Source organism: Pseudomonas coronafaciens pv. oryzae str. 1_6 (assembly GCF_000156995.2).
Classification (GTDB): domain Bacteria; phylum Pseudomonadota; class Gammaproteobacteria; order Pseudomonadales; family Pseudomonadaceae; genus Aquipseudomonas; species Aquipseudomonas tremae.
Genome location: NZ_CP046035.1, coordinates 1,412,068 through 1,425,814, shown reverse-complemented (window position 1 = coordinate 1,425,814; position 13,747 = coordinate 1,412,068). Strand labels below are relative to the sequence as shown.

Annotated in this window: 11 protein-coding genes and 1 pseudogene; 7 read left to right on the top strand and 5 right to left on the bottom strand. The window is 55.1% G+C overall.

Annotated features, from left to right (window positions below):
• Positions 1-136: 136 nt before the first annotated feature.
• From POR16_RS06365 to POR16_RS06355, 3 genes are all read left to right on the top strand, one after another.
• A complete protein-coding gene (locus POR16_RS06365) occupies positions 137-652 on the top strand; it encodes a hypothetical protein (RefSeq protein ID WP_005889514.1) in 516 nt (171 codons plus the stop codon).
• A gap of 142 nt (positions 653-794) precedes the next feature.
• Positions 795-1,523, top strand: coding sequence for a TorF family putative porin (locus POR16_RS06360; protein WP_005889513.1), 729 nt, complete (start codon positions 795-797; stop codon positions 1,521-1,523).
• A 69-nt stretch (positions 1,524-1,592) separates the two neighbouring features.
• Positions 1,593-2,456: a DUF6279 family lipoprotein gene (locus POR16_RS06355; protein WP_005889511.1), complete on the top strand. Its 864-nt coding sequence runs from the start codon at positions 1,593-1,595 to the stop codon at positions 2,454-2,456.
• 96 nt (positions 2,457-2,552) lie between these two features.
• Here the strand turns inward: POR16_RS06355 and POR16_RS06350 are convergent, their stop codons facing one another.
• From POR16_RS06350 to POR16_RS06335, 3 genes and pseudogenes are all read right to left on the bottom strand, one after another.
• Positions 2,553-2,855 (bottom strand): hypothetical protein, encoded by a 303-nt coding sequence (locus POR16_RS06350; protein ID WP_005889509.1) that lies wholly within the window; start codon positions 2,853-2,855, stop codon positions 2,553-2,555.
• A gap of 197 nt (positions 2,856-3,052) precedes the next feature.
• A complete protein-coding gene (locus tag POR16_RS06345; protein ID WP_005889507.1) occupies positions 3,053-4,390 on the bottom strand; it encodes a DEAD/DEAH box helicase in 1,338 nt (445 codons plus the stop codon).
• Between the two features lie 138 nt (positions 4,391-4,528).
• Positions 4,529-5,401 (bottom strand): annotated as a pseudogene (locus tag POR16_RS06335) (MFS transporter); the annotation flags it as partial.
• 106 nt (positions 5,402-5,507) lie between these two features.
• Between POR16_RS06335 and POR16_RS06330 the strand changes: the two are divergent.
• Positions 5,508-6,401 carry a LysR family transcriptional regulator gene (locus POR16_RS06330; RefSeq protein ID WP_005889504.1) on the top strand — a complete coding sequence of 298 codons (894 nt, stop codon included), beginning with the start codon at positions 5,508-5,510 and terminating at the stop codon, positions 6,399-6,401.
• An 11-nt stretch (positions 6,402-6,412) separates the two neighbouring features.
• Here POR16_RS06330 and POR16_RS06325 read toward each other — a convergent pair whose 3' ends face one another.
• Complete coding sequence (locus POR16_RS06325; protein ID WP_234779191.1) at positions 6,413-7,453, bottom strand: XAC2610-related protein; 1,041 nt, start codon at positions 7,451-7,453, stop codon at positions 6,413-6,415.
• 248 nt (positions 7,454-7,701) lie between these two features.
• Between POR16_RS06325 and POR16_RS06320 the strand changes: the two genes are divergently transcribed.
• Positions 7,702-8,982 (top strand): mechanosensitive ion channel family protein, encoded by a 1,281-nt coding sequence (locus POR16_RS06320; protein WP_005889500.1) that lies wholly within the window; start codon positions 7,702-7,704, stop codon positions 8,980-8,982.
• 200 nt (positions 8,983-9,182) lie between these two features.
• On the opposite strand, the gene POR16_RS06315 is transcribed toward POR16_RS06320, so the two are convergent.
• A complete protein-coding gene (locus POR16_RS06315) occupies positions 9,183-9,380 on the bottom strand; it encodes a hypothetical protein (RefSeq protein ID WP_147460267.1) in 198 nt (65 codons plus the stop codon).
• Positions 9,381-9,551: 171 nt separating this feature from the next.
• Here POR16_RS06315 and POR16_RS06310 point away from each other — a divergent pair, with 171 nt between their 5' ends.
• Together POR16_RS06310 and POR16_RS06305 are read left to right on the top strand one after the other, a co-directional pair.
• Complete coding sequence (locus POR16_RS06310; protein ID WP_005889497.1) at positions 9,552-10,403, top strand: phosphate/phosphite/phosphonate ABC transporter substrate-binding protein; 852 nt, start codon at positions 9,552-9,554, stop codon at positions 10,401-10,403.
• Positions 10,404-10,434: 31 nt separating this feature from the next.
• Positions 10,435-13,353 (top strand): putative bifunctional diguanylate cyclase/phosphodiesterase, encoded by a 2,919-nt coding sequence (locus POR16_RS06305; RefSeq protein ID WP_005889496.1) that lies wholly within the window; start codon positions 10,435-10,437, stop codon positions 13,351-13,353.
• The last annotated feature ends 394 nt before the right edge of the window (positions 13,354-13,747 follow it).

Genomic DNA, 13,747 nt, shown 5'->3' with positions numbered 1-13,747 from the left:
CTTGACGCTCAAGGCGCTAGATTGACCATCCTTCGCTGGATATTCTTCCGGTCACGCTGCTACTCTCTCCTCTGATATCACTATGACCACGAGCTGGTTCACGCTCTGGAAGTTGTCTCCTTTGTGGAATGCTCGAATGAAGAACTGGATGCTTTTCGGCGCACTTATCTACCTTGGCGGCTGCGCATCGCACAATTGCGAAAACGGCCCCAACGACAGCCAGCCTTCCAACGGCAATTGCCGGGCCGAGCATTTGCTGTACCAGAACGACATGCTTCAGGCCAAGCTGCTGATCAGCGAAGACAACCGCGAAAACTACGAGCTGGCCGAAGCGATACTGCGCCGCGCCGGAGCTACCGATGCATCGGGCGAAGCCGAGTTCTACCAAGCCGTGCTGCTGATTCGCCAGCAGGCCGATCAGGAGCAGATTATCCAGTTGCTGAAAACCGCAGCAAACAATCGGCATCCACTGGCCATTGCCCTGCTCTCCCAGCAGCTCAGCGTGAGCGACCCGAAACTCGCCGAGCATTATCGGGCCGAGTACGCCCAACTGGACGTCGCCAAGAGCGGCTATCCCTCGTTTGAACAGGCGCTGGTGGTGATTCGCGGGCTGGTAATTCCACCCACTCACACGGCTACCGCCAATCGATGACCTGCGATCTGACGAACGGTTCGTCCCGGCAGTATTTCACCGGTATCCTTGCAGCGCTCTAGCTCGCGGTTTGTGTCGGCTTACGGGCCACTTTCGATACGCCATTCCTGACCACACTCCTCGCCGATCAAGGGAGTGAGCCATGCTCAGCCATCGCTTATACGTGCTGTCCTTCAGTGCATTGCTTGTCTGTCAGTCCGTCTCTGCCCAGGTCATGGAGCGGGATTTGGGAGCGTTCGACCTGAAACTGGCCACTACGCCCACACGCAGCATGGCGCAAGGCCTGGTGACACCTACCGGCGGTTCGGACTCGTTTCACGGCGGGCTGGACCTGACCCATGAAAGCGGTTTTTACTTCGGCCAGTGGACGCCCAACGTGGGCTTCGCTTCCGACTCCGGCATGGAGCTCGATTCATACATGGGCTTCAAAAAACCGTTCGATAACACCTTGGGCTATGAGCTGGGGATGATCCGCTACAGTTACCCGGACACCGATCAGGTCGACAGTCACGAATTCTATGCCGGGTTGCGCATGCTCAACAGCCGAGTCGGTGCGGCCTTCAGCAACGACGTGGGCACCCGCGACAGTACTGTGTTCGTCGACCTCGGCGCCATCGAGCGACTGGGGGTGGGCGTGCGCATGCAGTATGCCAATCACCAATTCGACATGCCGCAAGCCTCTACCGACGGCAGCATGATCAACGGCTTCAACGACTGGTCGCTGAACCTTTCACGGCCATGGCTGGGCATCGATATGAACCTGATCTACAGCGGCTCAAGCCTCAGCGGCGGTGATTGCAGCGTGTACAGCGGTCATAATGCGCGCTGCGACGGGACATTTACCCTCAAGGCTGTGCGTTCGTTCTTTTAATGGCTGAACCCGGTTGAACTGCCAGCCGCTACACTCCTCTACTGCACGTCAGTACGCCAAGGAGTTGTCATGCCGTCTTTCTTCAAAGCCCTCATTTCGCTGTTGATGACCGTATCACTGCTTGCCGGATGCAATCAGGTAGGTTTGGCGTATCGCAATCTCGACGTGATCATTCCCTGGACGCTCAGCGACTATCTGGACATGAACTCGGAACAGAAAGGCTGGCTGGATATTCGCCTCAAGGAACACCTGAGCTGGCATTGCAGCACCCAGTTACCGAGTTATCTGGCCTGGCTGGACAAGCTTGAAGGCATGGTCAGGAACGATCAGGTGACCTACGAGGGGCTTGAAGCCCGCACCCGCGAGGCCAAGGAAGCGATTTCTAAAATCTCTCAGGAGATCACCCCGTCCGCGGTGGAATTGCTCTCACGCTTTGACGACAAGCAGGTGCAGGAGATGCAGGAGTCGTTTGCCAAGGACCAGCGCAAGCGCGAAAACAAATACCTCGACCAACCTCTGGACCGGCAGATTGCCGAACGCGCCGACCGCATGCAAAAACGTCTGACGCCATGGATCGGCAAACTGAGCCAGGAGCAGAAAGACCGTATTCAGGCTTGGTCCGCTTCGCTTGGCGAACAGAACAAAGCCTGGATCGACAACCGCACGCGCTGGCAGAACCTGTTCCTGGCTACTGTTCAGCAGCGCCAGGCCAGCGATTTCCCGCAGCGCATCGCCGCGCTGCTGCAGGACCGCGAGACCTTCTGGACGCCCGAGTATCGCAAGGCCTACGACCAGACCGAGAAAGCCGCGATATCGCTGATTGTAGACATCACGGCGATGAGCACCCCGGAACAACGCACCCGCTTGCTAAGCCGGATAGCCGACATGCGCAAGGACTTCACTGAACTCGATTGCCTGAAGTCGCAGAAGTGATCCGCCCCCCGGTTACCTTGCCCACGCTCCGCGTGGGCATGCAGTTCCGGACGCTCTGTGTCCTGCCCTGGATAAACATGTTGAGTGTCGGCGGGTTTAGGCGATCTGCGGCTTTTTAGCGATCATATCGAAGATCGCCGGATCAAGCGGATCGCCCGCCTGCTCATTCAGCACCTGACGCGGGTGATCATTACCCGGAATGCTGCTGTCGATCAAAGACAACAGGCTCGAGCCGCGCTTTGTCAGCATGTAGGTCGAGCCATCCCCGCCTTCCTCGCGAGGCAGCGGTTCGATAAAGCTACGATTCAGAAGCGTCTCAAATTCGGTGGATGTCGATTTGGCGCCCGCGTTCTGCACCTCATGCAACAAACGCTCGATAAGGTCCCAGTTGTAAGTCATCTCTCTAAACCTCCGTCCAGCATGGAATGATCACCCATGACATCCAGTCACAGGCATGCGACTCAGAGTGTGTGACCTGCGGGGGTATGTAGCGGTTCAGAGAAGCTGCCGGACGGCGTGGCGAAGGGTGGTACACATGAGGGCAGACGATGCAGAAGTGGATCGCTCCCGCCTATGCGCGGGAGCGATCAGAGCAATCACTCGGCAGCCGGGGCCGGCGTACTGCGTTTTTTCAGAGGGGCCATGCCGTCCTGACTGACAAGATCCGACTTGGGACGGTTGACAGTCTTGCGCTTGGTAGGGCCTTTGGCCGCTACCTTTTTCTTGTCGCCCTTGGCGTCGGTCTTTTTCTTCTTGACGCCTACCGCCTTGCCCGACGCCTTGACCTTCTTCGGCCCGCCGTAGGTGCCTTTGACTTCCTTGATGACGCGACGCTCGAAGCTCTGCTTGAGGTAGCGCTCAACGCTCGACATCAGGTTCCAGTCGCCATGACAGATCAGCGAGATCGCCAGGCCGTCGCTGCCTGCACGACCTGTGCGGCCGACGCGGTGAACGTAATCGTCACCGCTGCGTGGCATGTCGAAATTGACCACCATGTCCAGACCTTCGACATCAAGACCGCGGGCCGCCACATCGGTAGCGACCATGATCTTCGCACCGCCCTGCTTCAGGCGGTCGATAGCGGCCTTGCGATCCTTCTGATCCTTGTCGCCATGCAGCACGAACGCCTTGTATTCCAGCGCAACCAGACGGCCATACAGACGGTCGGCCATTGCCTTGGTATTGGTGAAGATAATGGCTTTCTGATAGGTCTCGTTGGCCAGCAACCAGTTCAGAACCTGCTCTTTGTGAACGTTGTGGTCAGCGGTGATGATCTGGTGGCGTGTGCCGGAAGCCAGTTCGCTGACACTGTTCACTTGCAGGTGCTGTGGGTCCTTGAGCACCTTGCCGATCATTTCCCGCAGGCCGGCACCGCCAGTGGTCGCCGAGAACAGCATGGTCTGCTCGCGACCCGCGCATTCGCCCGCCAGACGTTCGACGTCCTCGGAAAAGCCCATGTCCAGCATGCGGTCGGCTTCGTCCAGCACCAGCACTTCAACGTGCTTGAGGTCGAGGTTGCCTGCGTTGAGCTGCTCCAGCAGACGACCCGGCGTGCCGATCAGGATGTCCGGCACCTTGCGCAACATCGCCGCCTGAACCTTGAAGTCCTCGCCACCGGTGATCAGACCTGCCTTGACGAAGGTGAACTGGGAAAAACGCTCGACTTCCTTGAGCGTCTGTTGCGCCAGCTCACGGGTCGGCAGCAGGATCACTGCGCGAATGTCGACGCGTACTTTGGCCGGGCCGATCAGGCGGTTGAGGATCGGCAACACAAAGGCCGCAGTCTTGCCACTGCCGGTTTGCGCAGTCACCCGCAGGTCGCGCCCTTGCAGTGCGAGCGGAATGGCGGCCGCCTGCACAGGCGTAGGCTCGACAAATTTAAGCTCGGCCACAGCTTTAAGCAGGCGTTCGTGCAGGGCGAATTCGGAAAACACGGGTGCTACCTCGACGAAAAACAAAAATACAGCTGCATAGCCTAACGGTTTCGAGCGCCGGGGCCGAGTTTCTTTACCACCAAAGGTCGATTTTGTTTACGGATTGGTCAATAACCGCCCGCCGAAAGCAGCCTGATCAAGCAGAGGAATGGCAATCAGGCAGGCATAGATGCGTTTTTGCAGCAGACCGCCAATCAGGTAGGTGCTGACCAGCCCGCTGGCACCCAGCAACAGCAGCATCAGCGACAACGTGGTGACGCTTACGCCGGTGACGTCTTCCAGAAACCGGCGCAAATAGGTGAAGACGGCGAACTGGCCCATGAACAGCAACAGAATGGCGCTCATGCCGATAGCCACTTGCGGGTTGCGCAGCAGTCGAAAAGGATTGCGCGCCCTGCCGTTCGGCGAGCTGCTCATGGCCGGAAGGCTTAGCAACTGCCAGGCAAATGCCAGAGCCGCCAGCGGAATGACCAGAAAGAACGCGCCACGCCAGCCGATGTACTGCCCCATGAAGCTACCCAACGGCGCAGCCACCGTGGCAGCCAGCGCGTTACCACCGTTGATCAGCGCCAGGCCTCTGGCGGCGGACTTTTTTGGCACCAGCCTCATCACGGTGGCTGTCGACATCGACCAGAAGCCGCCAATGGCCACGCCCAGCAATGCACGGCCCGCTATGAACATCCAGCCATTGGACGCCAACGTGACGATTACCGCAGAGCCCAGCAACAGCAGGCTGAAGCCAAGCAGGACCTTCTTGCGATCAAGATGGCCGGTCAGCGGTGTATGGAGCAGGCTGATCAGTACTGCGAAGAAGCCAGAAATCGAAATCGCCTGTCCGGCCTGGCCCTTGCTGACGCCCAGATCCTGAGCGATCGGAGTCAGCAGGCTCACCGGCATGAACTCCGATGCGATCAGCACCACCACACACAACGCCATCGAAAACACGGCGCCCCAAGCAGGCGGATGAGTGGTCGTGGCGGGCTGCTTCAGAGTTGAATCAAATGCTTGCATGCGTCGCTGACCTGGCGGTTATCAAAATAGTCGGCACAGGTTAGGGCAAAGGGATTAGCATTATTAGACGCCGTAATTTCCACGCGCTTGTGAGAGATATTCAGCAATGAGCACACCCAAACTCAATGACCTGCAAGCCTTTCTGCTGGTTGCCCGGGAGCAAAGCTTTACCAAGGCCGCCACAAAACTGGGCGTGACACCCTCTGCGTTGAGCCACACCCTGAGGGCGCTCGAAGAGCGTATGGGTTTGCGCCTGCTGGCGAGAACCACACGCAACGTAGCCCCGACCGAAGCAGGCGAACAACTGATGCGCTCGATAGGGCCGCTGCTGGATCAGATCGCAGCAGAGGTCGAAGTATTGGGCGAACTGCGTGACAAGCCCGCTGGCACAATCCGCATCACCTGCTCCGATGACGCTGCAGAAGGCATCATTCGGCCCATGCTTGCGGGGTTTCTCGCGCAGTACCCGGATATCCAGATCGAAATCTGCATCGACTACGGCTTCACCAACATTGTCAGCGAACGTTTCGATGCGGGCATTCGCCTGGGGGAATCCATCAGCAAGGACATGATCGCCGTACGCCTCGGCCCAGACTGGCGACTGTCGGTAGTCGGGTCACCCGCATACTTCGAGCGACATCCCGTACCCTTGCAGCCGCAGGACCTGACTCAACACACCTGCATCAACATCCGCCACTCACCGAATGGAAGTTGCTACGCCTGGGAGTTTGAAAAAGACAGTCGCAAATTGAACATTCGGGTCAATGGGCAGTTCACGTCCAACAGCATGATCCACGTCCTCAATGCTGCCCTGGACGGCGTAGGGCTTGCCTATGTGCCAGATTCCCTGGCACAACCGCATATCGCCAGCGGCCGCCTCAAAGAGGTGCTGGTTGACTGGAGCCCCTACTTCGAAGGCTTTCACCTGTACTACCCGAACCGGCGACAGGCGTCGCCGGCATTCAGTGCGTTTGTCGAGGCAGTCAGGTATCGCGGTTAGCGCATTGATTGCTACTGTGCGGCTTTTAGGGCCTCTGCGACTTTTTTCAGCGAGCCTTCGGCAGGCCCTGGAAGCAATTTCAGTTCCGTGGTTTTGCCTCGCGCCACCACTTGCATGCCTTTTGCCGCACCCGTTGCATCGGCCACTATCCGGTAAACGGTGTCGCCGCGCGCGAAGCTCAACACGTGACTGGCGTCGTCGTACTTAAGTTGCTCGCCGTCGGCCTGCGGGTACAACAGGCCCACCTGATTCTTGCTGTCTACAGCGGCATAGAAGACCGGGCTCGCGGGCCCTGAACGAAAGAGAACGACTCGCTTGCCGGACGGCGCGAGCCTGAACGACCAGAGAATTTCTCGCTGTTCGTCCTCCTCCCAGACGATGCTGGTGGTGTGCATCATCTTTCCATTCTGATTACGGCTTACGGTTTCAGTCGGCAGCCCTGAGCCGCCGGTGTGGTCAATCACCGTCTGCGTCTCCAGAACCGGTTCTCCGTTACGAATGCTGTACGTAGAAGTCTGGTGCCAGCAACATCCATCCTTGGTCATCGTGTCGATCTTGTGGTTCTTTTCATCCACGTTGAACATGCCGCAGTTGTTCTGCGCCAGTTTGGTAAACGAATCACTGTGGCGAAAACCATCAGCCGTGCCGAGGAATACCTGAAACGAGGCGCCGTGGTAGCAGCTGTTCTGGCCGTCCATCAATGCCAGGTCCTTGATGCCGTCAAAGTTGAAATCCTGATAGATCAGTACGCTCTGCTCTCCGTAGGGCAGTTCACGCACATTGGTTTTGACCTTGCCGGTTTTCGGATCGGTGCCGAGCACCAGTTCATCGGACTGCACGCGGATCAGCGAAGCACCGCTGGCCTTGTCATAGACATTGATCACGCCGGGACGAAACACATCGTCTTTGGCGGAAATCTCCAGCGTGGCACGGTATTTATCGGAAAAGTCCTGCAGGGTGTAGGTGTCCCTGGGCGATTTCTCGAACGCCTTGGTATCCATCTCGCCATAAGTAGTCGGCACAGCGGCAACACTGGTCAGTGTTGCCAGCATCAGCCCTGCCCCTGCAATCCACGAACGTGCCCGAGACCACAACATGGAATCTTGAATGATTAAAACCTGCACGCTGCCACTCCTGCGATGAATAATTGGGGGCTTATAAAAGTCGTCATATTCCGTGTCATGCCCGGACGTTATGCTGCGCCACCCTGCGCGCGCACTGATTTTGCCAGTCTTCGCCCGACAGGACACCGTTAATGTTTTAATCGCGCCCCCTCTTCCCGCAGGAGAACTCCGTCTCAATGGATATTCACGCGCTTTGGCTCAAGACCCAGGAACTCTGGGACATGCTTGATCAGCATCCATGGGTGCGCACCGGGCTGGCCCTGATTCTCCTGTTGACAGCTGCACTGGTGCTTGGCCGTGTGGCGCGGTTTCTGGTGCTGTATACCGTGAGGATGCTGGGCCGTCAGCCTTCATTGCACTGGGTCAACGACTTCCGTCATAACAAGGTCTTCCACCGACTCGCGCAGATGGTGCCGTCACTGGTCATACAATTCGGCCTCACGCTGGTGCCCGGTTTGAGCACTGCAGGCAGGAACGTGATCGGCAATATCGCCATGGCCTTCACCATCCTGTTCATGACACTGGCCATCGGAGCCTTGCTCAACGCCCTGCTGGACATCTACGCCCGCACCGAACATGCTCGCACCCGCTCCATCAAGGGCTACGTGCAGCTGTCGAAGATGATCCTCTACGTCTTCGCTGCAATCATCATCGTCGCCACGCTGATCGACCGTTCGCCGCTGTTGCTGCTGTCCGGCCTTGGCGCCATGTCGGCGGTCATCCTGTTGGTCTACAAAGACACCCTGCTGTCGTTCGTTGCCAGCGTACAGTTGACCAGCAACGACATGCTGCGCGTCGGTGACTGGATCGAGATGCCGCAAGTCGGCGCGGATGGCGACGTGGTGGACATCACCCTGCATACCGTCAAAGTGCAGAATTTCGACAAAACCATCGTCTCCATCCCGACCTGGCGCCTGATGTCAGAGTCGTTCCGCAACTGGCGCGGCATGCAGCAATCAGGCGGACGTCGCATCAAACGCAGCCTGTTCATCGACGCCAGCGGCGTGCGCTTCGTGCGTGACGATGAAGAACAGCAACTCATGCAAATCCACCTGCTCACCGACTACATCGGCCGCAAACAGGCCGAACTGCTGGCCTGGAACCAGGCGCAAGGCAACGTCGCACAAATGTCCGCCAACCGCAGGCGCATGACCAACATCGGCACCTTCCGCGCCTACGCCCTGGCTTATCTGAAAAGCCACGCCGAGATCAACCCCGCCATGACTTGCATGGTCCGCCAACTGGAACCCACTTCACAGGGCATCCCGCTGGAAATCTACTGCTTCACCCGCACTACCGTGTGGGTCGATTACGAGCGGATACAGGGGGATATTTTCGATTATCTGATTACGGTGATGCCGGAGTTCGGGTTGAGTTTGTATCAGCAGCCCAGTGGGGCGGATATGAGGGTGGGGTTGCGGGGAGAGTCAGAGCGGGTCGTGTCTGAGCAGGGATAGCTGCCTGTTAGCGGTAGGGATCTCAAGATCAAACTCGCCAGGTGGCTTCGCACAGCGGCTTCTTGAAGTTTGAAAGTCCTTGCACAGAGTTAAGCGTTTGGACGTATTGGCCGACCTCGGCCGTATCACGACGGGTCATCCTTCGATCTCACCAAGCTACGTGTTCGTGATGAAGTGGCGCGCCTTGCTGTTTTGCGTTTTCAGCCGAATCCAAGGTCGAGGTTCGCGTTGAGGCTGTGGTTAAGCGCGATGCGGGCAATAGAGGTTCCGGGCTGTTCGCACTCTTGAATGACTTGGGCTTGAGCGACCAGGAACAGGAACAGGAACGGTGTTGTGACTGCATGAAAAGCCCTTGTGAAGGCCACACGTAGTGCCCACTGCAAATTTGAGGTGGACACCAACGCCGCTCTGGCGCGGGCAGGCAGGTGTGCTGGAGGGTCGATTAATATTTATTCATGCAAGCTGCACTTAAGATTCATGGGGCTCGGCCGATTATATTATATTGCTGAGATTAAGTTCACTCTAATCACCGTCGGGCAAGAAAGTTATTATACAGTCGGAGTTGACACGTGACGTTACGCCTGCGCTGCAAAGCTATACTTATTACACTGTCTTTTGCCCTGGCGAATGTGGCGGTTTCTGAAGAGCTTAAAGTCTACAATTTTTCGCCTGTCAATCAGTACAATCTTAATCTGTCAGCCAGTTTCTGGAACCCAATCATAAAGTATGTGTCCGAAAAAAGCGGGGTGAATCTCACGCTGAAATTAGGACGAACATCCTCTGACACAACAAGCTATGTGCTCGCGCAAGAAGTTGATTTCGCATTTACCAACCATCTTTTTAGCCCGGAACGCGATAAAATGGGCTGGACAGTGTTTGGTCGCCGTGACGCGCCTGCCCTCGAAGGGCAGATCGTGGTACCTGTCGACTCGCCCATTCATAGCCTTTCGGAACTAGAGGGCAAAGAAGTCGTTTACCCAGGACCCGAAGCGTTCATTGCTTATAAAGTCACAAGCTCGGAATTGGTAAAGAAAGGAATCAACACGTCTACTGTGTTTGCCGGAAACATGGATGGTGCTTTTAGCCAAATCCTTAGTGGCAAGGCTCAAGCGATGGGGGCCAACTCACAGCTTGTAAGCGGTTACACTGAGAGAGAAGGAAAGTCGTTCCGCGTGCTGTGGAGTTCGGCCTCGTTCAATGATTTGGCCCTCATGGCATCCCCTCGAGTGTCTAAAAAAGAACGTGATGCGGTAGCCAACGCTTTTTTTAATATGCAACATGATGCTGACGGCAGCAAAATCCTTCGTGAGGCGACCGAGTTGGTTCATGCCCCGGTACCGATTACTTTCATTCCTGCGACAGAAGCGGATTATGCTTCCTATCGGGACTTTTATAATAGCTTGCCAGCAAGCCGTAAGTAACTAATCCCACCTTTAGCTGGAGAGGCTGTTAATGAGTTTCCTTAAAAGCCTGCTGCCCAAATCACTGACATCGCGAATACTGGCGATGCTGTCTATTCTGATACTGACTTTTCTGACGACAGGTCTGGTTCTGTTTTATAAAAACCAGTTGCTTCAGCACATTGAAGAGATACAAGACACCGCTAACATGCTGATAGAGGTTGCCGCGCAAGCGGTAGAGGAAAGTGTCGTCATCGGCGATTACGATACCATCAAAAGAACCCTCGAAAAAACCCTGGCTCGCTCGCCGTTCAAATCGGCCATGTTTATTGACCTGTCGGGGGGCGTCATTCGTCTTGAGGCAGCCAGCGCGCCCGTTGGGAGAGCCCCTGCGTGGATAGAGTCCGAGGTCGCTGCAAGATTATTCGATGTCAATCGCCCCATCACTATTGGCGGGAAGGATTATGGCGTTATGCGCTTGTCTTTTAACGCCGAAAAAATTGCTGCAGAACTTTATAGCCTGGTGATCCAGGCCACACTATTTGCGGTATTCTTTTTACTGATAAGTTTGATTTTGATGGGGTTCATGATTAAACGTTCGCTTGCCCACTTGGGCAAGCTTCACTCTTATGAGGCAGAAATCGCTTCAGGCGCAGTGGCAGCAGAAGCCATGTTGGTCGCTGATGCTCCCATGGAAATACAGGAGGCTATAAAAGCAGTAAACCGTACTGCCGCGAGCATGCGCAATCACTTTGGCCTGCGTATCGAATCGTTGATGAATACGCTGGTGCAGCATAAAAATGCCCTGGATGAGGTTTCAATCGTTTGCGAAGTTTCGGCCTCCGGACGTATCACTTACGTTAACGAACGATTCGTAACAAGCTCACAGCATTCGCGAGCCGAGCTTTTAGAGTTGACGATCGATGAAGTCTGGACCGGTATGTCTTCAGCCACTGAGCCGTGGCGATGGACACCGGAAAATGAGGTGTGGAACGGCGAGGTCAGGCTTTCAGGTCGTACCGGTAAGGATGCATGGCATCGACGCACTATCATCCCTATTCTCGATGACATGGGTGGCGTTGAAAAATATATTTGCATCGACATCGATATTACAGACCGAAAAGAGTTTGAGGTCGCAATTCTGGATAACGCCAGAAGGCAAAACCTTATCGCCTTGTTTGGCCAGCAGGCATTGACAGAAGAAAACGTCAGTACGCTAGGAGAACGGGCAGCACTGACGGCGGCGCAAGGATTAACATTGAGCAAGGCCGCTTTATTAGTTGTTGATCGAGTGAGCCACGCGGTTATCCTCAAAGCGGAGGTCGGCTTTACCCACGTTGAAACCCGCGACAGTTATCATGATGATTTCTTGAAAGGCACTGCTTCTTTTGCCGGGTTCGTCATTCACTCTGATGCGCCTGATAACAGCTACGCACTGCTTCCTGATAGCACAGTGGAAATGTACAATATTAGAAGTAGCCTGGAGGTTGATATCTCTTGCCGGGAGGTATTCAAAGGCGTGCTTGGCGTGTATGCCAGCGCTGACTACTTATTCACACGTGAAGACGTTAGCTACATTCAAACACTGGCCAACCTATTGGCTGCCGCGCTTGAAAGGTATGACGCAAAGAAAAAGCTAACCTACCTGGCCGAAAATGATTCGCTCACCCATCTGCCTAATCGCTGGTTTCTCAACAATTATCTGCGCGAGTTAATTAGTCGAAAAACGTCAGCGCCAGATGCAGTAAGCGTCATATTTATAGATTTGGACAGGTTCAAAGCCGTGAATGACACCATGGGGCATTCAGTAGGCGATCAATTGCTTATCCAGGCGGGCCGGCGCTTGAAAGACTGCATTGATGGGAACAGTGTGGTTGCACGGCTGGGAGGCGACGAATTTTCGATCGTCGTCACACACCGTGTCTATTCCGAGAGCCTCATAAAATTGCTTGCGACCCACGTTATTGATGCGTTAGCAAAACCGTTTGATCTTGGCGGCCAGGATATATTTGTTTCCGCGAGTGTCGGTATCGCTAATTATCCGTTCGATGGGCGTGATACGGGTGTCATCTTAAAGAATGCAGACACCGCCATGTACCATGCGAAAAAAAGCGGCCGTAATAATTTCAAGTTTTACAACGCCAGAATGAACGAAAGTTTAATCAAGCGCTTGCAGACTGAAACGCTACTGCGGGGCGCACTTGATCGCGACGAATTTATTTTACATTTTCAGCCGAAGGTCAGCCTCACCGATGGCAGGATAAGTGGTTTGGAGGCTTTATTGCGGTGGAATCACCCGGAGCAAGGCATGGTTTCTCCGGCTGACTTTATCCCAATTCTTGAGGACACTGGGCTGATAATTCCTGTCGGCCTGTGGGTTATCCGCAAAGTCTGTGAAACTATAAAAAGCTGGGAAGAGAACACTATCAGGCTGGTCCCGATCGCCATCAATCTTTCAGTCAGGCAGCTTCAGGTAAAAGGCCTGGCAGAGACGGTCAAGCACATTGTTGAAGAATACGGCGTCAACCCCGCTCTTTTAGAGTTCGAACTTACCGAATCGATGCTCATGATCGACCCCGAGTCGGCGGTTGAAATACTTAAAGATATAAAGTCGTATGGCATAAGCCTGTCGGTCGATGATTTTGGAACGGGCTATTCCAGTCTGGCCTACTTGAGGCGCTTCCCTCTTGACGCCCTCAAAATCGACAGGGTGTTCATAAAGGATATAACAAGCAATCATGAGGACGCCGCCATCACCAGAGCTGTAATAGTACTGGCGCACGAATTGGGCCTTAAGGTCATTGCAGAAGGCGTCGAAACAGTCGACCAGTTAGAGCTGCTTGTGACGTATGGCTGCGATCAAATGCAGGGGTATTTCTTTAGTAGACCCGTCATCAGTGACGAGTGTGCTGCCATGATTAAATCGTCACGAAGTCTGGATATAAGATTCCCTGAAAGTGGTGTGGCGTAAAGTAGCATTGATAGTGTCTGCGAGAGCCGTCATGGCAGGCGCTATATTAAGCGGCCGTTTTTGGCCAATGTTGTTGAAAAGTAAATCTCCTGCCTGGCCTGCGGCAAAATCAGGTCCTCGGCCAGCGGAAGATTTGCAGCATGATGTCGAGCGGACAAAAGCGACTGCTTTGCTCGTTTGACATTGAAGGGCCCAACCAGGCGTCCATCAATTGATCCTGACCTGATGATTGCCTGTTGGTCGTGGGTTCATGATTGCTGCCGCCCTTTTTCCTCCGGATAGCGAACCTGCGAAGAGTCAGTTCTGTAAGCGCCTGCTAATCGCACACTGTGATTTTCGAGCTTTTAGCTGGTGCTGCTCATTGGGCAAAAGTTGTTCGGTGATCGTCGCCACC

What these genes read in the sequence shown, in the direction of transcription:
- POR16_RS06365 (WP_005889514.1), top strand. Translation starts at nt 137, where the DNA reads ATGAAGAACTGGATGCTTTTCGGCGCACTTATCTACCTTGGCGGCTGC.
- POR16_RS06360 (WP_005889513.1), top strand. Translation starts at nt 795, where the DNA reads ATGCTCAGCCATCGCTTATACGTGCTGTCCTTCAGTGCATTGCTTGTC.
- POR16_RS06355 (WP_005889511.1), top strand. Translation starts at nt 1,593, where the DNA reads ATGCCGTCTTTCTTCAAAGCCCTCATTTCGCTGTTGATGACCGTATCA.
- POR16_RS06350 (WP_005889509.1), bottom strand. Translation starts at nt 2,855, where the DNA reads ATGACTTACAACTGGGACCTTATCGAGCGTTTGTTGCATGAGGTGCAG.
- POR16_RS06330 (WP_005889504.1), top strand. Translation starts at nt 5,508, where the DNA reads ATGAGCACACCCAAACTCAATGACCTGCAAGCCTTTCTGCTGGTTGCC.
- POR16_RS06325 (WP_234779191.1), bottom strand. Translation starts at nt 7,453, where the DNA reads ATGCTGGCAACACTGACCAGTGTTGCCGCTGTGCCGACTACTTATGGC.
- POR16_RS06320 (WP_005889500.1), top strand. Translation starts at nt 7,702, where the DNA reads ATGGATATTCACGCGCTTTGGCTCAAGACCCAGGAACTCTGGGACATG.
- POR16_RS06305 (WP_005889496.1), top strand. Translation starts at nt 10,435, where the DNA reads ATGAGTTTCCTTAAAAGCCTGCTGCCCAAATCACTGACATCGCGAATA.